Source organism: Lysinibacillus sp. BPa_S21, from assembly GCF_023337795.1.
Classification (GTDB): domain Bacteria; phylum Bacillota; class Bacilli; order Bacillales_A; family Planococcaceae; genus Lysinibacillus.
The window spans coordinates 19738-41815 of the sequence record NZ_JALIRS010000022.1; the positions used below are offsets into that span (position 1 = coordinate 19738).

Annotated in this window: 20 protein-coding genes and 1 pseudogene; 7 read left to right on the top strand and 14 right to left on the bottom strand. The window is 37.3% G+C overall.

The genetic code is table 11. The annotated features are described in order from the left end of the window. Positions 1 to 284 precede the first annotated feature (284 nt). Genes MOK21_RS22710 through MOK21_RS22725 form a run of 4 tightly spaced genes read left to right on the top strand, consistent with a single transcriptional unit; the run spans position 285 to position 2968 of the window. Entirely contained in the window at positions 285 to 659 is a 375-nt protein-coding gene (locus MOK21_RS22710; RefSeq protein ID WP_249076218.1) for a GntR family transcriptional regulator, read from the top strand. Further along, positions 656 to 1549: an ATP-binding cassette domain-containing protein gene (locus MOK21_RS22715; protein ID WP_249076219.1), complete on the top strand. Its 894-nt coding sequence runs from the start codon at positions 656 to 658 to the stop codon at positions 1547 to 1549. The genes MOK21_RS22710 and MOK21_RS22715 overlap by 4 nt, the downstream gene beginning before the upstream one ends. After that, positions 1533 to 2261, top strand: coding sequence for a hypothetical protein (locus tag MOK21_RS22720; protein ID WP_249076220.1), 729 nt, complete (start codon positions 1533 to 1535; stop codon positions 2259 to 2261). Before MOK21_RS22715 ends, MOK21_RS22720 begins: the two co-directional genes overlap by 17 nt. After that, positions 2258 to 2968 (top strand): hypothetical protein, encoded by a 711-nt coding sequence (locus tag MOK21_RS22725; protein WP_249076221.1) that lies wholly within the window; start codon positions 2258 to 2260, stop codon positions 2966 to 2968. The genes MOK21_RS22720 and MOK21_RS22725 overlap by 4 nt, the downstream gene beginning before the upstream one ends. Before the next feature lie 277 nt (positions 2969 to 3245). On the opposite strand, the gene MOK21_RS22730 is transcribed toward MOK21_RS22725, so the two are convergent. The 8 genes from MOK21_RS22730 to lplA form a co-directional block, all read right to left on the bottom strand. Continuing rightward, complete coding sequence (locus MOK21_RS22730; protein ID WP_249076236.1) at positions 3246 to 3893, bottom strand: VTT domain-containing protein; 648 nt, start codon at positions 3891 to 3893, stop codon at positions 3246 to 3248. A gap of 633 nt (positions 3894 to 4526) precedes the next feature. Beyond that, on the bottom strand, positions 4527 to 6074 hold the full coding sequence (locus MOK21_RS22735) for a fatty acid--CoA ligase family protein (RefSeq protein ID WP_249076222.1): 1548 nt from the start codon (positions 6072 to 6074) through the stop codon (positions 4527 to 4529). A gap of 360 nt (positions 6075 to 6434) precedes the next feature. Continuing rightward, complete coding sequence (locus MOK21_RS22740) at positions 6435 to 8360, bottom strand: FtsX-like permease family protein (RefSeq protein ID WP_249076223.1); 1926 nt, start codon at positions 8358 to 8360, stop codon at positions 6435 to 6437. Next, a complete protein-coding gene (locus MOK21_RS22745) occupies positions 8332 to 9108 on the bottom strand; it encodes an ABC transporter ATP-binding protein (protein WP_249076224.1) in 777 nt (258 codons plus the stop codon). Before MOK21_RS22745 ends, MOK21_RS22740 begins: the two co-directional genes overlap by 29 nt. A 12-nt stretch (positions 9109 to 9120) precedes the next feature. Next, entirely contained in the window at positions 9121 to 9555 is a 435-nt protein-coding gene (locus MOK21_RS22750) for a hypothetical protein (RefSeq protein ID WP_249076225.1), read from the bottom strand. Positions 9556 to 9566: 11 nt separating this feature from the next. Next, a complete protein-coding gene (locus tag MOK21_RS22755) occupies positions 9567 to 10550 on the bottom strand; it encodes a sensor histidine kinase (protein ID WP_249076226.1) in 984 nt (327 codons plus the stop codon). Next, positions 10550 to 11254, bottom strand: coding sequence for a response regulator transcription factor (locus MOK21_RS22760; RefSeq protein ID WP_249076227.1), 705 nt, complete (start codon positions 11252 to 11254; stop codon positions 10550 to 10552). Before MOK21_RS22760 ends, MOK21_RS22755 begins: the two co-directional genes overlap by 1 nt. Before the next feature lie 486 nt (positions 11255 to 11740). Then, the gene (gene lplA / locus MOK21_RS22765; RefSeq protein ID WP_249076228.1) at positions 11741 to 12733 is read right to left on the bottom strand and encodes a lipoate--protein ligase; all 993 of its coding nucleotides are present in this window, start codon (positions 12731 to 12733) and stop codon (positions 11741 to 11743) included. 144 nt (positions 12734 to 12877) lie between these two features. On the opposite strand from lplA, the gene yhfH reads away from it, so the two are divergent. Then, the gene (yhfH, locus tag MOK21_RS22770; RefSeq protein WP_012292204.1) at positions 12878 to 13003 is read left to right on the top strand and encodes a protein YhfH; all 126 of its coding nucleotides are present in this window, start codon (positions 12878 to 12880) and stop codon (positions 13001 to 13003) included. A 586-nt stretch (positions 13004 to 13589) separates the two neighbouring features. Here the strand turns inward: yhfH and MOK21_RS22775 are convergent. The 6 genes from MOK21_RS22775 to MOK21_RS22800 all read right to left on the bottom strand — a co-directional run bounded on the left by MOK21_RS22775 (position 13590) and on the right by MOK21_RS22800 (position 20185). Beyond that, positions 13590 to 15788, bottom strand: coding sequence for a YhgE/Pip domain-containing protein (locus tag MOK21_RS22775; RefSeq protein WP_249076229.1), 2199 nt, complete (start codon positions 15786 to 15788; stop codon positions 13590 to 13592). 130 nt (positions 15789 to 15918) lie between these two features. Continuing rightward, entirely contained in the window at positions 15919 to 16491 is a 573-nt protein-coding gene (locus MOK21_RS22780) for a TetR/AcrR family transcriptional regulator (RefSeq protein WP_249076230.1), read from the bottom strand. Between the two features lie 122 nt (positions 16492 to 16613). After that, a complete protein-coding gene (locus MOK21_RS22785) occupies positions 16614 to 17150 on the bottom strand; it encodes a FixH family protein (RefSeq protein WP_249076231.1) in 537 nt (178 codons plus the stop codon). Between the two features lie 4 nt (positions 17151 to 17154). Then, complete coding sequence (locus tag MOK21_RS22790; RefSeq protein ID WP_249076232.1) at positions 17155 to 18543, bottom strand: sensor histidine kinase; 1389 nt, start codon at positions 18541 to 18543, stop codon at positions 17155 to 17157. Beyond that, positions 18540 to 19223: a response regulator transcription factor gene (locus tag MOK21_RS22795; protein WP_249076233.1), complete on the bottom strand. Its 684-nt coding sequence runs from the start codon at positions 19221 to 19223 to the stop codon at positions 18540 to 18542. The genes MOK21_RS22790 and MOK21_RS22795 overlap by 4 nt, the downstream gene beginning before the upstream one ends. Then, entirely contained in the window at positions 19220 to 20185 is a 966-nt protein-coding gene (locus MOK21_RS22800) for a YncE family protein (RefSeq protein ID WP_374110276.1), read from the bottom strand. Before MOK21_RS22800 ends, MOK21_RS22795 begins: the two co-directional genes overlap by 4 nt. Before the next feature lie 193 nt (positions 20186 to 20378). Between MOK21_RS22800 and MOK21_RS22805 the strand changes: the two genes are divergently transcribed. Both MOK21_RS22805 and MOK21_RS22810 read left to right on the top strand, forming a co-directional pair. Further along, a complete protein-coding gene (locus MOK21_RS22805) occupies positions 20379 to 21464 on the top strand; it encodes a glycosyltransferase family 2 protein (RefSeq protein WP_249076235.1) in 1086 nt (361 codons plus the stop codon). A gap of 191 nt (positions 21465 to 21655) precedes the next feature. Continuing rightward, positions 21656 to 22078: pseudogene (locus MOK21_RS22810) on the top strand (collagen-like protein); the annotation flags it as partial.

The following is a 22078-nucleotide window of genomic DNA, read 5'->3' on the forward strand; positions in this document are numbered from 1 at the left end:
TCTCCATATTCTAGTAAATAATATTATAGCACCTTTCAATACTCTCTGCTTACCATTCAAATAACTGTCAAAAGTCTCCTACCATTAATGAAAATCAATACCTAAAACTCCAAATGACTCAAACCCATTTTCCTTTTCCAGAGAGACTTTTTTCGATTTTACTTATCCTCCCCATATAATATTTCCAAAATAATCATTTGTTATTGACATTTACCAATTTACAACATATAGTACATTACAACACTAATGCACTATGTTACGCAGAAATGAAAGGAGGTTTTTCGATGCACGTTCATCTAGATGGTACAGCACCAATTTATATTCAAATTGCTGAATGGCTACAGCACGAAATCATTGCCGACCGATTACAAACAGACGAGAAGGTCTATTCACAATACCAGTTAGCTGAAATATTCAATATTAATCCTGCTACAGCTGGTAAAGGATTGACAATTTTACTAGAAGAGCAACTTTTATATAAAAAACGGGGGTTAGGGATGTTTGTCGCTTCGGATGCAAAAGAGCGAATTTTACTGAAACGTCGAAACGAAATATTGACGAAAATGGCACAAGAGATCGTATTAGAGGCAAAACGTTTACTTGTATCTGATGAAGAACTGCTAGTGCTTATTCGAAAAACACAGGAGGGATTGGCATGAATATTATTCAATGTGAGGAATTATCTAAAAGCTTCGGACGTCGTCATGCACTACAGCGTATCACCTGCGCTCTGGATGCAGAGAAAATTATCGGTATTATTGGTCGTAATGGGGCTGGAAAGTCGACATTACTTAATATATTTGCCGGCTATTTAAAACCTACAAATGGATCATGCAGAGTGTTTAATGAGAATCCTTTTAACAATATTCATACTGCTAGTAACATGATTTTTATCGATGATCAATTAAGCTTCTCTCATTACTTATCGCTCGAAGATATTCTAAAGTTGGGGGCTGATTTTTATCCTAATTGGCAAAATGATTTGGCCTATCGCATGCTCGATTATGCAGGTATAGATCTCACATTAAAGCACCAACAACTATCTAAGGGTCAATCGGCAACCTTTAACCTTGTTTACGGATTAGTAAGTCGATGTGCACTAACGATTTTGGATGAACCGATGAATGGCATGGACGAAGTGATTCGTACGGATTTTTACAGAGCGATTCTTAAAGAGTACCTAGCCTTTCCACGAACATTTTTAATTTCTAGTCACCATTTGCAAGAGATGGAAACTATTTTAGAAGAAATTTTATTAATTGATGAAGGTACAGTTATAGCCCATGCACCATTGGATGAATTTAAGGAACAGCTCGTATTACTAAACGGGCCAAGTGAAGCACTTGCTGAACTGCTCTCTGAGATGGAAGTTTACACTCAAAAAACGGTGACAGGAACGACCTCAGCCATAGTAAATGCTCGTAAACTATTCGTCTCTGAAGAAATACTTCGAACAAAGGGCATTACGGTATCATCCCTTACAGCAAGTGAAGTCTGCAAATATTTAACAAGTAAAAAAGGACGTGATATTGATGCAATCTTTGACTAATATTTCACTGAATACAATTGTAAAAAAACAGGTGAAATGGAAAGCACAATTATATATTTCCGCCCTTAGCTCCCTAGTTATTTCACAAATTATCTTTGGTGTTTTAACATCTAGCACTGGGAGTGGGTCTTCTGGTCATGGTGGCGGAAATATAAGTGTCCAATTCTCTGATTATTCACTTGATATTTTTCTTATTGTTTCAGTAATTTGGGCATTTATTGTAGGACTTCTCTTTACAACAAAAGCCTATCGTATGGATGATTTATCCGTTATTTCTAGCCGGACATCAAGCGCCATTGCAAATATCTTTGTCATGATTATTTACAGTTTTATGGCAGTCATCATTATAGTTTCGTCTTACTATTTACAAGTATTAGGAGTTTCGTTTATGGAGAAGAAATTTTTCGTCATAGAAAGTCTATTTATTTCACCATCAACATTAATAGTATGTTTCAGTAGCATCTGTTTATTTGGCGCAATTGGCTTACTATTTGGTACCAGCTTCAAGGGGCCCGTAGTCGTAAAAATATTTGTACTCATGTTTATGTTGTTAGCCCTCCTATTCATTTTTATGTCACCAGGGTCTATTAACCTTATGCCATTTATAATGTTACCAAATCTTATGATGAGTGTTCTTAATTTGCTTGTGGCTTCACTTTGCTTCAGCCTCACTATTTGGATTGCTAATAAATCGGAGGTGTCTCGCAAATGACAATTACGCCCTTATTCTTTTTATTTATTCCATTACTATTCTTAGTTGTTGTTTTTCTAATATTAAATAAATTAGGTGAAAGAACTAAAAATATTTGGACACCTAAGCGTACTATGATTGGCATTACTTGCTATATCATACTTGGATTTACAGCCTTCCTTTATAGTAGTTTTTTTTCAGAATCAACAATACCAGTACTCTCCCCTTCTGAAATTAAACAAGCTGAGAAAAAGTTTGAGCGAATCCAAAAATATGATCAAGAATACAATTCTTCCTATTTAAAAGAGGGCAACAAAAAGAAAACATGGAAAATTAACTTTGAAGGCAATACATTACCTGTTGTTATAAATGATGACAATTATTCAAGCTTGAAAATTCGACAGCGTTATAATGACACTATTGAACCAGGGAAAGCTCTTGTAACCTATTATCAATTTCCTGACATTGTAGAAGGGATTGATCTTTCAGACGAAGTACCATTACCTAACGTATACGTAGCACAAAATAAGCTATTCATTGAATTTCTTTCTGAACAAGAAGTACATTATTATCGTATAAAAGCAACATTAGATATCTTAGATTTTAATCGAGAGATAGAACACAAACCTTATGGAAGGTACGATTCCTATTCTAGTGTCTTAGTTATTGACATACCAAGAAGTACAGAGTTAGAAGATTCTCAAGGCCTTGTGCAATATATAGACTAGTGAACAATGGATCATCACTAATAGTTAGGGATGACATTCGCTAAAACCGCGAGTGAAGTGGCTCATTGGAAGCCCCCAGGAAGCTTGCCCTACGCGAAAGCGAAGCGGCAGCGGCAAATGTTTTCTGTAGCGAAAGCGAAGCGGCAGCTACAAATGTTTTATCTGCGCGAAAGCGAAGCGACAGCAGCAAAGCGCGAACGGAAATCAACCATCCGTTAAGATGCTCAACAAAAAAGGACCGTCCTAAGTGATGTTTCATCACTTTTGGACCGTCCTTTTATTTTCCACTTACTTTTGCTTTAATAGCACCGATAACAGCTGGTACAACTGAAATGAAGATAATTAATATAAGAACCGTTGAGAAGTTATCTTTAATAATTGGAATATTACCAAAGAAATAACCTAATAATGTACAGCTGAATACCCATAATACTGCACCTAAAACATTATACATAATGAAGTAGCCATACTTCATTTTACTAGCCCCTGCAACAAATGGTATGAATGTACGGATGAAAGGCATAAAACGTGCGATGACAATCGTTTTACCACCGTGTTTATTAAAGAACTTTTCTGCTGCCTCCATACGTTCTTTTTTTACGACTCTACCAAGGAAGCTCTTTGGTGGAATAGATGTCCCCACTTTATGACCAATATGATAATTCATCGTATCCCCTAAAATTGCAGCTGCTAAAAATACAGGAATTAATATCCACATGTTAAACGCGCCCATTGCTGCAGCTAATGTACCACTTGCAAAAAGCAATGAATCACCTGGCAGGAATGGAAAAATCACGACACCTGTTTCAACAAAAACAATGGCAAATAGAACGAAATAACTTAAATTACCAAACTTATGAATGATCTCCTCTAAATGCACATCAATATGCATTATAAAACTAATTAACTCCTTGATGAGTTCTATCATTTTTCCATATGCTCTCTTTCAATTAAATTTTCTAAAGGCTTTGACGAAGCTAGACTAAAAAGGGTTCCTTTACATTTACAGTCTACTTCTCCCTCACTATATGACAAGCCTTTAAAAAGTATGTAGATTTCACAAGTTTGATTTTATCACTTCCAGACATACACACTCAACTATTTAAATAAGTGGCCATACTTTTTTTACATTGCTGTAATAAGTAGTAATAAAGAAATACAGGTGTATTGATTAACCATTTTTATACATTCTAATTAATTCGAAGAGCCTGATTTCCACTACGGGCTACTCGCTTTGTCGCTGACGCTTCGCTTTCGCGCAGAGCAAAGCTTCCTGCGGGCGAGCGTCGAGCCGCTTCCTCCGCTTCGCTCCGTGCAGGGTCTCGTCTGTCTCGCTTTCTCGCGGGAGTCGAGTAGCCCTTCGTTACAATCAGTTAAAATGGGAATATCTTAGCAAAATTGCATCAAAAAATCCTTTTATCACTCTATAATAAACCTTTTTTCTTAATCAACACGCCTGGAAGAATTATCTTAAAATATATTAGCTCCCCCTAAAATTTTTTCACAATATAAAAAAGCTACCAATTAAAAAGTAGCTTCTTTATTTCGAGCATTTATCTTATACTTTTTCTTTTAATGAACGACGCAAAATTTTCCCTGTCGTATTTTTAGGTAATTCATCAATAATCTCGATTACTTTAGGAACCTTGTATTTTACCATATGCTTTGCACAGTATGCCAGAAGGTCTTCTGCTGTAGTAGCTGCTGCATCTTTTAAGACAACATATGCGTGAACTGCTTCACCTAAGTTAGGGTCTGGGTAACCTACAACTGCCGCTTCAATAATATTATCATGAGCAAAGAGTACTTCCTCAACCTCTCTTGGATAGACATTAAATCCGCCTACAATAATCATATCTTTCTTACGATCAACGATGTAGAAGTACCCTTCTTCATCAACTTTAGCTAAGTCCCCAGTGTATAACCAACCATCACGTATCGCCATCGCTGTTTCTTCAGGTAATTTATAATAACCCTTCATAACATTTGGTCCTCGTACAATGAGCTCCCCTACTTCACCAACGGGCACTTCTTGACCGTTAACATCCACTACCTTATTTTCAACATTGGAAATGGATGCTCCAATAGAACCTGCCTTACGCTCACGATCCAATGGGTTAAAACATGTTACTGGTGAAGCTTCTGATAAGCCAAATCCTTCTGAAACACGTACATTAAATTTCTTCTCGAAATTATGTAATAGTGCTACAGGTAAAGACGCGCCGCCTGAAATCGCTAATCGTATTGTTGAGAAATCTTCAGGGTTGCCTTCAGGTAATTGATACAAGAAGTTATACATAGTTGGCACACCAGCGAAGACTGTTGCTTTTTGTTCCTTTGTTATTTTAAAGATTTCAGTTGGACTAAAACGTGGTACAAGTAAAACTGTTGCTCCACTTAATAAAGGTGCATTGACAACGACAGTTAACGCAAATACATGGAAAACTGGTAAAGTAGCAATCACACGATCATCTGCTTTATAACCTAAATAATGCGCGACATCTCGTGCATTTGAGTAGATATTACTATGAGTCAACATTGCCCCCTTTGGCGTCCCTGTCGTTCCAGAAGTATATAAAATAATGGCATTATCATCGTCAGCTACTTCTACTGGTTTGAAAGAGTCCGATACACTAGCAATTACTTGAGAAAATAAATGAATTTTTGCCTTTGCCTCATCAGATAACGTCGTTACCTTTTCAGCAACATCTGCTGTTGTTTCACAAACAACAAATGTTTTTACTTTTGGAAAAGCATGTACACCCATTTCTACTAATGGAAGAAGTGCATCAAGTGCAATAACAGCTTTTACATCACCATTATGCAAAATATACGAAATTTCATCTGGTGTATAAATGGGATTAATCGGAATTGCCGTTGCCCCTAAACTCATTGTTGCATATAACGCAATTAAATAATGTGGTGTATTGCCGAGTAAAAACGCCACATGGTCCCCTTTTTCTACCCCTAAATCTTGTAACCCCTTTGCAAAGCGACCAACTGTGTGTTCAAACTCACCGTAAGTCGTATCTTTCCCCATAAAATGATACGCAATTTTATCCGGTTGCTCTAACGCCTGTTGACGAACACTTGAAACTAAATTCAATTACACCATCCCCTTATCGTATCAATTTCGCCTCGGCGTAATTGCCGCTGTCGCGCAGATAAACAATGCGTCTGGATTTTGAATTGTGCCCGCACAAATTCATTCCTTTGAAAATCCGTGACATCCGCCGGAGGCTTTATCTTCATTCAGTAGATGTTTGGACATCCCTTGAAAAGGAATCACACCCGCATCCATTTCACCACCTTTAAAGGTGGGAGTAGTCTTCTACTGAACGAAGATAAAATGAATCATTATTCAGTAATATTATATAAGAAATATATCTAAAAGACAACGAAACTTTTTATTTCATGTCGCAAATTACGTCAAATAATTCATTTTTCTCTCTCTTGCACACCTTTGTTACGAACGAATATGTGAGATGTATCGCCAACGAATCAAATAAAAATAGACTACTTGTATTAACACAAAAAAACCAAAAGCAAAGACTACTTCTTTTACAATGGAAATATTTGCTATATCTTTCAAAATACCTTGAACCATTAGAAAAGCAAAGGCACTATGCATCATTGCTACACCCCATGGCAAGAAAAATTGTGGGAATAAATGACGATTCACAAGCTTTTTGAGCTCTGTATCTGTTAAGCCCATTCGCTTTAAGACATCGAATTTACGCTTTTCTCTTTCAAGAGAAGTATGCAATTTAAAGTAAACAAAGCTACCTGCTGCCAATAAAAATACCGTTGCTACTAAAACCCCTACTAATGTGAATAATGAGTAAGTAGCTAATATATAAGAATAATTTAATCCTGCATTTTCAAAGTAAAATGGGCTAAATCTATTCTTCATATAAAAATATTGAGAAGCTTCTATATCCTGACCAATGTCTTTCGTTTCTATCCACTGAGGAATATAGAAGGTAAACAAATGATAGGTTGGCTGTTCAATGTTTTTATCGGCAATTGGATTGATCAGCTTTCTAAAATCCTCATCGCTTATTACTATAGAATTAACGCTAACAATAGAGCCTGGAAATACTATTTTAGGGTATACACTATCTATTGTAAGTGGTATATCGTTTTCCTCTAGTACGGTATGCACAACTTTATTTTTTAGTTTCTTTATGGCATCTTCCGAGTATGGAATAAATACCGCCTCTCCTGAATCTAACTCAAGTAATGGGTAACTAAAGGAGGAAAGCAATACATTCATATCTGATTCTCTAAACACCTCAACCTCATTATGAGTATATGAAGATGTTTGCTTGATGACAAAGAAGCGAGATAAATGATAGGACAAACCCTTCTCCTCTAATTGAATTCGTAAAGAGGCGATATGATTTCGCTCATATGGGTTGTCGGCATCTCCCTTATAAACTAACCCTAATGGATTTAAACGGTCATATTGTATTGTATATGATGACATTGTTGCTAAAACGCCAACCGATAAAAAGGCCAATGTGGACACCATCGTTACGACAAAAAACATTTTCACATTATCCATCATAATATGAGTTTGCTCGGCTAGCGAAAGAAGGCGATAGCGTTGCCAATGAAATTTCCGTTTACCCCGTGCTTTATCTAAAAAACACGGTAAAGAATCACTGAAAAAATAATATGTTCCAAAAGTTGCTAAAAACGGAATTAATACTATTAAACCAATTAAAGATGTTTTCGGTACGATAAATGCTAGTAAATATGCTGATAAAATAAGAGCAATCCCAAATACAGCACGAGTTTTAGAAAAGGTTGCCGTACTATTTAAATAAGCATCCCCTTTAAGAAGATCACGTAGTTTTCTTTCACGTGTAAAATACACACTAATAAAGGAAATGACTACAAAAGCACTTGTAAAGACACCAATCGTAAGTAGGAATGGCTGCCATGAAACGTATAAGGGTAATGCATCTAAATGTAAAATTTCTCGAACAATCATGAAAAAGAATTTCGAGAATGAGAAACCAAATATAATCCCCACAAGAATAGAGCCCGATCCAATAATCATTGTCTCCAAAAAGACAAGTCTATTCATCTGGCGTTTTTCCATTCCTAAATGTAATAAAATTGCAAACTCATGTGATCTAGCCTCTAAAAAAGCGCTCATCGAATAATATAAAAAGAATAAGGTAAAAAGCACGAGTATGATTTCAGCACCAATCATCCCAATTAACGATGCTTCTCCTAAAATCCCTTGTTCAATATCTGGATGAAACATGAGCATTGAATAGATGAAAAACACAGCAACAGAAAAAAAGCTTGCCATGAAAAAGGCACCGTATATACGGCTGTTCCGTACGACATTACGGTAAGCGAATTGTCGAAAGGTCACCTACTTGTCCTCCTCCTAGTAAGCTTAAAACATTTAATATTCGCTGGAAAAACATTTGACGACGGTCATCTTTATAAATCTCATTGAAAAATTCGCCATCTTTAATAAATAACACGCGATCGCAATAACTAGCTGCAATAGGATCATGTGTGACCATTACGATCGTTGTTCGTTTTTCCTGATTGATTTTTGTTAAAAGTTCAAGTACATCACGCGAAGAATTTGAATCCAAATTCCCTGTCGGCTCATCTGCTAAAATGAGACTTGGATTATGAATAAGTGCCCTTCCAATGGCTGTTCTTTGCGCTTGTCCACCTGATATTTCATTTGGGCGTTTATGCAGAAACGAAGTTAAATCGAGTTTCTCTACAATGCCTGCAAGACGCTCCTCTATTACTTCCAATGGCTGTTGATCTAAAGTCAGTGGCATTACAATATTCTCTTCCACTGTCAGCATATGCAAAAGATTAAAATCCTGAAAAACAAAACCAAGCTGTCTTCTTCTAAAGTAGGCTAGCTCAGTTGCATTCAGCATATGAGGGTTCATGTCATCTAAAATGATTTCGCCACTCGTTGGTTCATCAATCGTAGAAATCATATTTAATAATGTTGTTTTTCCACTACCTGATGGACCCATGACTGCTAAAAACTCACCTTCCTCAACGTCAAAGCTTAGTTGATTTAGTGCGCGATGAGTTACTTTGCCTTCATAGACCTTCGTCACGTCTTTTATTTGTAAAATAGGCATAACTTGTTCACCTTATTTCTTCATTAATTCCATGGATTCTGGTAAAAGCCATTGTACTACTACTTCAAAGCCAATTTGAAAATATGGCTCTGTTAAGGATTCAGCTGATTTACCATCCTCCTCCACTAGACTAAAGCAATGCGACCCAATGATGACATCCCAGGCATCTATTTCACCTTCCATTATTTCTCCACAAACCATATAATGCCCACTGTACATCACATGTTCACCTTCTACAGGAAAAGCGTTAAGTAAAGTTGGTTTATGTAAGTGTAGCCCAAGCTTATTCGAAAAATGCATGACTTCTTCATGAAACAATAGACTTGCCTTTCGGAAATTTTTGCAGGATAAACATTCACAAACATCATCATTATGCGATTCGTATAATGCCTGTGTTTTTTCTGTCTCTACATGTAAAACCCATTCACCTAAGCATACTTCTGTCATTTCCGATCCCCCTAATTCGTAAATGTCACTGTAACAATCGTTCCTTTTCCAACCTCTGATGTAATGTTCAAGTCGTGGCCGAGTTTTTCACAGATTTCTTTCGCTAAATATAAGCCCATCCCTGTGGATTCCCCGGTTTTACGCCCATTCTCTCCAGTGAAGAAGGCTTTAGTGACACGAGATAGATCGGAAGCTGGGATACCAATACCTTCATCACAAATAGCTAATTGTACGTGATCATCCTTTTTAGTGGTAGAAATCACTATTTTTTTATTTACCTCAAAGGTATATTTAACCGCATTGGTTACGAATTGGCCGATAATAAAACGCAGCCATTTTGAATCACTTGCTACGATAATGTCATCCTCAATATGAATTTCTGGGAAAACACGCTTTGTAATAAATAAACGTTTATTTTCATTTACAGTTGCAGTAACAATCATTTTTAAAGCAATCTGTTCAACTTGCATATCCTCTTCAAAATTTTCCAATCGAGCATTCACTAACACCATATCCAAGCCTCTACGCAAGCGGTCAATTTCCTCCTGCACATTCTTTTTATCGAGAGGACGTTCATCCTGCAATAAAAGCTCAATAACAGAGATTGGTGTTTTCATCTGATGCACCCATTGATTTATAAACTGATCATGTCGTTTTTGGCCCGCATATAACGATTGAAGTTCATGCTTATAAAGTCGATATAGTTCATGCATATATTTCTCAGCCTGCATTGCCTCAGGTGTTTTTGCATTTTTTTGCAACACATCCTCCATTGTTTTAGGAAGCTGTGTTATTTTTAATAAATAACGTTGACGCATTAAATAACGAATCAGTAAAAACGAGGCTAACAACACTAAACTAATACAGAAGGAATATATAGCAGTATCAACATTTCGAAAGCCGTCCAACCAATATAAGACCATGATGAAGCCGACTAATAAAAACTGGAATACAATGAACGATGCGTAATCACGCAAAAATAATTTCCAGCCCACTATATCTCACCTGCGCTTAACATAAAGCGATAGCCTGCTCCGCGTACTGTTTCAATCGATGATGCAATATGATAATCAGCTAGCTTTTTCCGCACTCGTGTCATATTGACATTCAACGTATTCTCATCGACAAATGCCTGATCGTCCCAAAGCTCTTCTAACAGTTGCTCCCGTGTCACTACTTTTGGGGCATTTCCCATTAACAGTTCTAAGATAATACATTCTTTTTTCTGAAGTGGAATCTCTAAATCATTTTTATGGAGCTCCATTCTTTCTAAATGAAGAACAAGCTGTCCTTGTTTAATTGTCCGTTCCTCTTGTTTTGCTGCATATTCACCATATGTACGGCGTAAGTGACTACGGATTTTAGCCAGTACAATTTCATAATTAAAAGGCTTCGTAATGAAATCGTCGCCCCCATTTTCTAGCGCAAAAATTTGATCCATTTCCCCTGAACGAGCAGAAATGAAAATAATTGGACAAGTTGTATGTTGACGTAGTTGGCGACACCAATAGTAGCCATCGTACGAAGGTAAATTTATATCAAGCAACACCATATGTGGATTAAATGCTGTAAATTCTTCAATGAGCTGATCAAATTCTTTGACCGTTTCAACTTCGTATTGATATTTTCTAAGCGTTTCTGCGAGCAATGACGCAATCTTTACATCATCTTCGACAATAAATATTCGATGCTTCTCCATACCAACACTCCTTTCTATCTTACATTGTATCAAAAAAAGGCCCGCCGACATAACTGTCAACGAACCTTTTGTAGCAAAAGTTAACACGAATTGTTAACTACAGATTTTTGTGTAAAAATGCCTCTGCCTTAATAAGGGGCATTCCCATAACGTGTGGTTGATTTCCGTTCCGGCTAGCCGCTTTCCTGGGGGCGTCCGATGAGCCGCTTCACTCGCGATGCTCGCTCCAGGGTCTCATCTGTGACGCTGATCCCCAAGGAGTCGTCTAGCCTCCACTCCAATCAACTATTCGCATCGCATACTTTTTAACAAAATGTCATCCCTAATTTCCAATGATGAGCCAAAATACATTGGACAATCACTTGTATGATACTCATACCAAAGCGAGGGATTAATTTGCATGGAATACGTTTTAACAAATGTCACCCCCTATTTTTTAGTGTTGATTCCTGTTAGGATATTTGCCAATTTCTACACAGGCTTTTCTTAATATATTAATTGTAAAAACTCTTCTGTCGTAATTCCACCAAAGTATGTTGGGATATCAATATCCGTTAACGCCTCAGCGATTGCAGTTCGATCATAGTTTGTCCCAACTAAGCGTTGCTCAACATCTGCCATGTCGCCTACACCGAAGAAATCACCAAAAATATGCGCTTCTTTAATAATTCCATGATTCACCTCTAAGCGAATATCAATGCCTCCTGTTGGGAAACGATGTGTTTTTTGAATATTAAAGCGTGGTGATTTACCGTAGTTCCATTCCCATGTTTGATAACGCTCAGCAGATAGCTTATGGATATTTGCCCAATCTTCCTCCGTTAGCTCATAATAGCGAATATTTTCTTCACCACCGAAAATGGATTTTAAAATTTCTAGGCGGAATTCTTCGACTGTCATCTTATCTTTTAAGAATTCAGAAATATTAGCTACTCGTGAACGAATCGATTTAATGCCCTTTGATTCAATTTTATCTTTCTTCACTTTTAGTGCAGAAACAACAGCATCAATTTCTGTATCAAACATTAATGTACCGTGGCTAAACATACGACCCTTTGTAGAAAACTGTGCATTTCCGGAAACTTTACGTCCCTCCGCTAAAATGTCGTTACGGCCTGAAAGCTCAGCATGAACACCCATTTTTGCTAGTGCATCTACAACAGGCTGCGTGAATTTTTTATAATTCATAAAGCTATCGCCATCGTCTTTCGTGATAAAACTGTAGTTAAGATTCCCTAAATCATGATATACCGCTCCACCACCTGAAAGACGTCGTACAACGATAATGCCATTATCCTCTACATAATCGGTATTAATCTCTTCGATTGTATTTTGGTTTTTACCAATGATGATTGAAGGCTGATTGATGTAAAAAAGTAGCACCGGATCCTTCTCAACATCCATTGTTTTTAATAAATACTCCTCAATGGCAAGATTAATGCGTGGGTCATGAATCCTTTTATTATCAACGAATATCATAAATTCCATTTCCTCCTTCACAAAATATCCATAATTATTTTAACGTAAATTAGGCATTTTGTGTTGACGAAAAGCATCTGTTATAATACACTATAAAATATCAAAACAGTAATAGTACAGATGAACTTAAAGGAGGAGTCCACAATGTTAGAAAATGTAGTTGAATTTTTCAAGAACCTACCTGCAAAGCAATGTACAGAATGCGGTGAAAAAATTGAAGAACAAAGTGAATGCTACAGCAACACTTGTGAAAAATGTAACCACCTATAAGCATTTGCCTATTCTGTAATAGTCATATACGTGCCCCACACGTACTAATAATGACACCCTTCATCATAATTTGATGAACCTTTAATTAAATCTCTTACACTTACAAAACAGCAGCTGATACGCTCATATCAGCTGCTGTTTTTTGTGTGTTTTTTTCATTTGAGCAATTTTTCGTTGGAGCCGAGCAGTTCTTCCCTCTACCTGATCAGTTTGCGGGGGGACCTGAGCAGTTCTTCTTCCTACCTGATCAGTTGCGGGGGGACCCGAGCAGTTCTTCTCCCTACCTGATCAGTTTGCGGGGGTACACGAGCAGTTCTTCTCCCTACCTGATCAGTTGCGGGGTACCTGAGCAATTCTTCTCTCTACTTGATCAGTTTTCGAGGTTACCCGAGCAGTTCTTCTCCCTACCTGATCAGTTCGTGGGGGTACCTGAGCAGTTCTTCTCCCTACCTGATCAGTTGCGGGGGTACCTGAGCAGTTCTTCTCTCTACCTGATCCGTTTTCGGTAGCTCTCTTCCCAAGTTAAAGCAATCATTCAACCACAAAAAAACACCCACCAATATTGGTGGGTGTAAAAAATTCCTTTTTAGTTTTCCTCGGCTACTTTTGAGTAACGTTTTGTGTGTAGTAACATGAAATAACCGAAAGTAATTGCTAAGAATGCTACTAGGAAGCCTGCTAGAATTCCATAGTTTTGCATTAAGAATGATGTATCACCAGTTGAGATACTTGCTTTAAATGCTGAAACAGTATATGTCATTGGTAATAGTTTATTAAATACTTGTAATGGTGATGGGATTAACTCAAGTGGGAATGTACCCGCACTTGTTGTAAGTTGTAAGATTAATACAACAATCGCCATAAAGCGTCCTGGATCACCGAAAATAGATACTAACATTTGGATTAAAGCTAAGAATACATAGCTTGTTAATAATGCTGTTAGGAAGAAGTATCCAAAATTGTTTACTTCAAGGCCTAAGCCCCATTTTACAATAACCACTGTTAATATAGTTTGAATTAAGCCGACTATTGCTAAAACTGAGACTTTACTTGTAAACCAAGCTGCTCCATTTTTTGGACGAATCGCTGGTTCCACAAGTGGGAACACGATAGAGATTAATAGCGCACCAACGAATAAACCAAGAGAGATAAAGTATGGTGAGAAACCTGTTCCGTAGTTAGGTACATGGTTAACAGATTCTTTATCAACCTCAACTGGGCTACCTACCATATCATATGTGTCTTTACTTGCATGAACTTCTTTTGCTTTTTCACTAGCTTCACCTAGTTTGCCAGTTAAAGTTGATGTACCATCTGCTAGTTCAGTTGAACCATCAGCAATTTTCGCAGAACCTTCTGCTAACTCACCTGATTTAGAGGCAAGTGTTGATGTACCTTGATTCAATGTTGTTGAACCACTTGCTAACTCACTTAAACCTGAAGCCAATGTTTTAGAACCTGTTACAGCTGTCTTAACACCAGCATTTAATTCACCTAATTTTTGAGCAAGTGTTGCATTACCAGCTTGAAGACCTTTTGCTCCTTCGATTAATGCACCACTTTTTGATGTTAACTCATTAGCCCCTGCTAACACTTGTGATTGCCCTGCTGCAATTTGTGATGCACCAGAATTTAATTTGTTAGCACCAGCTTGTAATTCGTTTGTTTTACCTGATAAAACACCTAAACCTGAACGCACTTTTTCGTTTCCTGCACGTAGCTGTGCTAATGATTGATTTATTTGATTTAAAACTGCTTTTTGCTCTTCAGGCGATGAAGCTATCATGGCGTCTAATTTTTCAGATAAGGCATCTATGCCTGCTGTTACTTCAGCAGAACCTCCTGCTAATTGGCCTGCTGCACCACTTAATTGACCTGCACCATTAGCAAGTTGTGCTGCGCCTGCAGTAATTTGTGGTTGATTATTGCTAATCTTAGCTAAGCCTGCTTGAACTTGCGCTACACCCTGTGTATATTGTGATATACCTTGCGAAAGAGTTGTTGCTCCAGATGCTGCTTGCTGGGCACCTGTTTGTAACTGTACAGTGCCGTCTTGTAATTTTACTAAGCCAGTAGTTAAATCATTCGCACCTTTTGCAGCGTCTCCTGCACCTTTAGTAATTTTATCTGCACCATTTGACAATTCAACTGTACTTGATGCTAGTTGCTCAAGATAACCTTTTAAATCTTTTGTACCATTTGCTAAAGTTTTAGCACCTTCATCTAGCTTACTTGAGCCATCTGCAGCCTCTGTAAAGCCATCTCCAAGTGTTGTAATAGAATCAAATAATTTTTCTGCATAAGTAGCAGAAACTTTAGAATTCACTTCCGCACGTACACGGTCCATTGCTGTTTCACCAATTTGTGCACCAAGGAAGTTCAATCCTTCATTCGGAATATAATTCATCACTAGTTTAGAAGGTTTGTCATCTAATAAAGTAGTTGCGTGTTCAGAGAAATTTGTTGGAATTTCTAGAATCATATAGTAATCACGGCCATGTAAACCTTTTTCAGCTTCTTCTTTGGAAACGTCAATAAACTTAAACTCGTTACTCTCGACAAGCTTATCGACTAAATCGTTCCCTAAATCTAATTTAACTCCTTCCATTTCAGCGCCCTTATCTTCATTGACAACGGCTACTGGCAAATTCGGAAGACCTTTATACGGATCCCAGAATGCCCATAAAAACATACCGGCGTACATGACTGGGATAAATAATACAGCGATTATTGAAACAAGCATTTTTCTTGTTTTAAAGATTTTCAGCCACTCAGCTTTAATCATAAGTTTTCTTCACTCCTATTATATTTGACCGAAAATGTAAGTCGGTCATTTTTATTCAAAAAAAAAGCAAAATTTTCAGGGGAGGGCAAAACCTCTAGACCGTCATTGATTCACCTTTTGCTCAGCTAAATCAAGTTAAAATTAACCCACGGAAGATTGTTTCCTTGAAAAGATTTAATATCTTTTCTTCTGGAATAATTTCGCCATGTAGCTCATGCCAATCAACGACAAATGCTAGATACGCCTTTAACAACAGAAAGCTTACTAATTCTGCATCACAGTCTCTAATTTCTTCTTTTACGATACGTCTTTGAATTAATTCAGTAACGTAGGATAAAATTTCAGTCTCAATGCGAGCTAAAGCTTGTTTAACTGCTGGCGTTCGTAGTTCCTTTTCCTCCTCTAATAACTTCGCAAATAAAAGATGTTTTTCACGGAACTGTAGCATTTTCATTAAAGCATTGTGCGCATTGTCCATAAAGCTAGCTGATGCATCCAACACTGCATCCGCTTCTGCTTGCATCTCTCGTACAAGTGACATAGCTATCTCTTGAAATAAAATTTCTTTATTTGCAAAGAATGTGTAAATCGTCCCTTTACCGACATTCGCAATTTTAGCTACTTGCTCCATTGTTGTCGCCTTGTACCCAAACAATGTAAAGGATTTTGTAGCTGCTTCAAGAATTTCCTGCCTACGATCCATTAGTAACATCCTTTCCTGTTCTATTATGTACATACCTTTGTACACGAAAATGATAATGACCAGAAAACCGTTTCGGTCATCTGGTCATTATCATATTCCTATTTTAAAAATAATGCAAGCATTTAATGGTGATTTTTTTCACTTTTTTCTTGATCACTATGCTCAGTATCCTCAGAATTATTATTACTGTGATCCATCATGTTATGATCCATGCTGTTGTTGTTTGCTTTTTCATCCTCTGGTAAAACTTTCGACATATCAGGGCTTCCAGCAGTAATTTGTTGTTTCGGCATATTATGAATACCACTGGCTGATGTAGTATGGGCATACATATAATATATCCCATCGTGTTTAAATGTAGTCGTCGCTTTATAAACACCATCTTTCTCTAATTTACCGTCCATCATTTGACCTTCATCACGTTTACCAGATTCCCATACCTCAAATTGTACAACTGCATCATCAACTTTTTTGCCACCTTCTACGACCTGCGCAGCAAGATCAATTGTTTCATTGATCGCTACTTCTTTTGGTGTTAAAATTTCAACTTCTGGTATTTGAGCTACTTCAGGCTCTGGTAAAGCCGCTGTCTCTTTCTTGTCTCCGCAACCTACTAATAATGCAGGTACTGCGACTAATGCCAATAACCATTTTTTCATGTTTTTATTCCTCCATTAACGGCAATGTAATTTTTACAATTGTGCCTTTTTCAACTTCACTTTCGATCTCAATCTTGCCCTGTAACTGCTTCAACAATTGTTCAACAATTGACAAGCCTAGACCACTGCCACCATCTGCTCGGCTCCGTGCTTTATTAACACGATAAAAGCGCTCAGTTACATGCGATAAATCCTCTTGAGGAATGCCCATTCCGTAATCCTTAATGATAATTTGTGCATTAGCATTATCCTCAAAAGCAGTAATTTCAACCTTTGATCGTTCATACGAGTAATTAATAGCATTTTCAATAATATTAATAAAAATTTGTTTCAGCTTTACCTCATCAGCTTTGATGATTAATGTATCATCGGCATCCAAATGAAGTGCAATGCTCTTTTTCTCTGCCTGATGCGTTAATATTTTTTGAACCTCACGTAATGTTTCGGCAAGAGGGATTGGATATAAAGTAATTTCTGCTTGTTCATTTTCCATACGAGCAAGTTGAAGCAATTCATTTGTTAAACGTTCCATACGATTGGCCTCACGTACAATCAACTGGATCGTTTCCTCTTTTTGATTTTCTGGAATAATGCCATTTTGCATTGCTTCACTATACCCTTTTACATAGCTAATGGGTGTTCGTAATTCATGTGAGACTGTCGCTAAAAACGTTTTTTGAGCCTCATCCTCTTGTTGGATCGCCTCTGCCATTTGGTTAAAAGTGTTCGAAAGTCTCCCAATCTCATCCTTTGATTGAACTGGCACGCGTGTTCCATAGTTTCCGTATGACATTTGCTCAACAGCGTTTTGTAAATCGCTTAAAGGTCTCATAATATGACGAATTCCTTTATAAATTAAATAGCTGACGATAATTAAAAATATAAAGGCACTAACAAATAAAAAAATGACTTCATTATTCGCCAACTCACTAATCTTTGCTAGAGGGAAGTAAATATAAATAATCCCTTCAAGCCTATTTTGATCTACCAATGGAAGCACTACAGAAATTAGCTGTCTATCAAATCGGGGCTCGTACCCAATTTTTTGTACATATTTACCTGAAAGTAATTGCTGTCGCTCTTCTGGACCAATTAATGTTTCGAAATCAATATCAAACGGCACACAGGCACTTAGTTCTCGCGGATTTCTTACTGCAAAAATATTTAAATTTGAATAATTGGCGTAATGTTCAATATCTGCAATAAATTCATCTGTCACCTTACTACCGGTATACATTGTTTGTAGCTTCGTCCCTACTTCTACCATCGTCTCTTCCGTATCTTCTACATAAAGTCGTTCATATAAATAATTAGTCAGGACATACATAAAGACAACGGTAATGATTAAAAATGCAAAGATTAAAAGCCAAATGCGTGTTGAAATCTTTTTCATTCGCCAGGATCAAAGCGATAGCCCACTCCCCAGACGGTTTGAATATGCCCCGCCGCTTCCTTTCCAAGCTTAATACGTAAGGTTTTTATATGCGTGTCCACAGTTCTTGTTCCCCCTACATAGTCAATATCCCAAATGCGTTCTAGTAATTGCTCCCTCGTATAAGCATTTCCAGGATTATTCATAAATAAATGTAAAAGTTCAAATTCCTTTAAAGTAAGTGGAATACTCTTGCCATCTACAGATACCTTTCGTGCAATCTCATCTATTTTAATAGGTCCATATATCACATATTTTTGCTGCAAATCTTCAACATTAGTACCACTTCTTCTTAGCACAGCATGGATTCGTGCAACTAGCTCATCATTTGTAAAAGGTTTGACAATATAATCATCTCCGCCAATTGTTAAGCCTTTAACCTTATCCTCATTTGCATCACGTGCTGTCAGGAAAATAATGGGTATATTCGACATCGCACGTATACTTTGGCAAACCGCAAAACCATCTTCATGGGGCATCATCACATCAAGTAGAACTAAATCAATTTTTTCGCGTACGATAATATCGTAGGCTTCTGTACCACTCGCTGCTGTTACAGTCTCAAATTTTGCATTATGGAGCATCATCTCTATTAAATTACGCATATCTTGCTCATCATCAACAATTAATACAGTTGTCACATTTTTTCCTCCCTCACCAACAATTGAAATGCACCTTTCCCCACATCAACTGTTTTTTTCACCTGACCTTCTTTTATGAAATACAAAGTATGGTCATCATAACCAGCGACAACAATATAATCCTTAAACTGATTTACGACAAATGGATTTGCGCCTACCTCTTGCTGCCATCTCACATTTCCATCAAGATCGGCAACATATAATTCATTGCGGCCATGACTAACAACGAGGACAGCATCCTTTGTTTTAGTTAATCCTACAGGCATTAAAGGCATTTTGATCTCCCCATTTTTGGCCCCTGTTATCAGATCATATTTTTTTACTGAGTTATTCGGTTTACTTCCTTCTCCATGGCCACCAATCCATAGTTCTTTTTTCTCTTCAAGAATTGCTATTCCATGTGATGACTTTTGAATCGGCCACTCTTGCTCAATTTTTAGATTTTCAATATTTAACACCGATAATTTCGTATCTTTATAATTTATCACATATAGCTTATCTTTATAGGCAGCCATTGACATAGGATAATTACCAAGCTTCTGTGTTGCCAGTTCGTTGCCCTCTTCATCAAAGCTTGTCACGGTATTCGTTTTGCTATTCGTCATAAAAAACTGTTTTCTATTTTCTACATAATACGCATTCGTTGAACCAGGCTTTACCTTTTTGGAATAGAGCTTCTTTCCGGTTGATAATGTATAGACGTCAATTTCATTCAATTGATGGCCGTACAATAACACACGATCATTTCCGAGTAGTATTGCCCCGGAGTAAGCTTTTTCAAATAACCATGTTGCAATCACATTACCTTGTCCATCTATAAAATCTAACGAAGGCTCTTGTATATTTAAGGACGCAATAAAATTCTGATCCCGTTCAATAGGCTCAAACGATTTCTCCGTACATCCCGCTAACCATACAAGCTGTACTAAAGAAAAAATGAAGAATGCCCATTTTTTCAACATCATCACCTCTGTTTCTTAACTATACTTCACAATTGTGAAATTCGCGTGAAACTTGGAAGGTAAATTTATGACAAAGAAAACAAGCAAATTGCACAGTTATTATTATGTAATGCTACATCTTCGAGCATTTATCCAACCAAAAATTTTAGTAGCACATATACTACATTGATTATAGTAAGGAGGAATCAACTTTATGGTGTCCATTAGCTTATGTATGATTGTGAAAAATGAAGAAGATGTCATTGGTAGATGTCTTGCATCTGTAAAAGACTTAGTCGATGAGATTAATATCGTAGATACAGGCTCTACCGACAATACAAAACAAATTGTAAAACAGTTTACAGATCGTATTTTTGACTTTGAGTGGATTCATCATTTTGCAGCTGCAAGAAATTTTTCATTCCAACAAGCAACAAAGGAGTACATTTTATGGTTAGACGCGGACGACGTATTATTAGAGGAGGATCAGGAAAAATTTAAAGCACTAAAAGAATCCTTAACTCTTGATATAGATGCTGTTTCAATGAACTATAATTTAAGCTTTGATAACGAAGGAAATGTAAATTCTCTATTAAGAAGAAATCGTTTAGTAAGAAAAGATAAACAATTCCAGTGGATCGGTGCCGTACATGAATATTTAGAAGTCAGTGGAAAGCTTTTAGAGAGCGATATCGCTGTCAGTCATTTACCACTAAGTCATGATCATACGCGGAATATTAACATCTATAAGCAATTAGTTGAATCAGGAGAACCGCTCTCTCCCCGTGATACATTTTATTACGCCAATGAATTAGTCGATCATGGACAATTTGAAGATGCAATATTCTACTACGAAACGTTTTTAACCTCTAAATTAGGCTGGATAGAAGATAACATTCGATCCTGTTTCCAACTAGCAGATTGTTATTCTCATTTAAATGATACAGACAATAAATTAAGTTCCATTTTAAGAAGCTTTGAATATGATATTCCACGCCCAGAAGCGTGTTGTAGACTTGGTTTTCATTTCATGGAGCAAGCCAAAAATTATGAAGCAATATTTTGGTATGAACAAGCACTTGTCATCAAGCAAAACCCAAATGCCCCTTTTCAAAATAAAACCTATACGACATGGTTGCCCCACTTACAGCTTTGTGTCCTCTTTGATCGGTTACAACAATATGAAACTGCCAACGCCCATAACGAATTAGCCAGATTCTTTTTACCAAATGATGAAAGAATACTGCACAATAAAAAATATTTTGATCGTATTTTAAATAAGTCTGATGAAGAATCTTAATTTTCTTCTATATTGATGGAGGATTAGTTAGTACAATGGAGTAATTTTCAATTTCTAGTAATAGATTTTACTATTTATTGAAGAAATATACTTTTATCGCTATTAATACTTTGGAATAACCAAGTAGTTAAACTGTCTATTTCACTTTCTCTCTCTATGAATACGATATTTGAGAGAGAGGAGGTGAAACAATGCATTTTGGAAAATTTAACGATAGAATTTGCAGCAAATGTAATACATTCCCGTGCTGTTGTAATCCTTGTGCTCCAAGCTGTCCTGTTTGGCCTGTTAAACCTGGAAGAACTGGCGCTACTGGAAGTACTGGAGCTACTGGGGCTACTGGCGTGACTGGTGCTACTGGTGCTACTGGGGCTACTGGGGCTACCGGGGCTACCGGGGCTACCGGGGCTACTGGCTCTACTGGTGTTACTGGCGCTACTGGTGTTACCGGGGCTACTGGCGTGACGGGTGTTACTGGTGTTACTGGTGTTACTGGTGTTACTGGCGCTACTGGTGTTACCGGGGCTACTGGTGAAACTGGGGCTACTGGTGTTACTGGTGCTACCGGGGTTACTGGGGCTACTGGTGCTGTCTCTTATACACATCTCCGAGCC

Bases quoted from the DNA above. Each gene is read 5' to 3' on its own strand.
- MOK21_RS22805 (WP_249076235.1), top strand. From the start codon at position 20,379: ATGGTGTCCATTAGCTTATGTATGATTGTGAAAAATGAAGAAGATGTC.
- MOK21_RS22800 (WP_374110276.1), bottom strand. From the start codon at position 20,185: ATGTTGAAAAAATGGGCATTCTTCATTTTTTCTTTAGTACAGCTTGTA.
- MOK21_RS22710 (WP_249076218.1), top strand. From the start codon at position 285: ATGCACGTTCATCTAGATGGTACAGCACCAATTTATATTCAAATTGCT.
- MOK21_RS22790 (WP_249076232.1), bottom strand. From the start codon at position 18,543: ATGAAAAAGATTTCAACACGCATTTGGCTTTTAATCTTTGCATTTTTA.
- MOK21_RS22785 (WP_249076231.1), bottom strand. From the start codon at position 17,150: ATGAAAAAATGGTTATTGGCATTAGTCGCAGTACCTGCATTATTAGTA.
- yhfH (WP_012292204.1), top strand. From the start codon at position 12,878: ATGTTAGAAAATGTAGTTGAATTTTTCAAGAACCTACCTGCAAAGCAA.
- MOK21_RS22775 (WP_249076229.1), bottom strand. From the start codon at position 15,788: ATGATTAAAGCTGAGTGGCTGAAAATCTTTAAAACAAGAAAAATGCTT.
- MOK21_RS22750 (WP_249076225.1), bottom strand. From the start codon at position 9,555: ATGACAGAAGTATGCTTAGGTGAATGGGTTTTACATGTAGAGACAGAA.
- lplA (WP_249076228.1), bottom strand. From the start codon at position 12,733: ATGATATTCGTTGATAATAAAAGGATTCATGACCCACGCATTAATCTT.
- MOK21_RS22725 (WP_249076221.1), top strand. From the start codon at position 2,258: ATGACAATTACGCCCTTATTCTTTTTATTTATTCCATTACTATTCTTA.
- MOK21_RS22780 (WP_249076230.1), bottom strand. From the start codon at position 16,491: ATGGATCGTAGGCAGGAAATTCTTGAAGCAGCTACAAAATCCTTTACA.
- MOK21_RS22720 (WP_249076220.1), top strand. From the start codon at position 1,533: ATGCAATCTTTGACTAATATTTCACTGAATACAATTGTAAAAAAACAG.
- MOK21_RS22715 (WP_249076219.1), top strand. From the start codon at position 656: ATGAATATTATTCAATGTGAGGAATTATCTAAAAGCTTCGGACGTCGT.
- MOK21_RS22745 (WP_249076224.1), bottom strand. From the start codon at position 9,108: ATGCCTATTTTACAAATAAAAGACGTGACGAAGGTCTATGAAGGCAAA.
- MOK21_RS22760 (WP_249076227.1), bottom strand. From the start codon at position 11,254: ATGGAGAAGCATCGAATATTTATTGTCGAAGATGATGTAAAGATTGCG.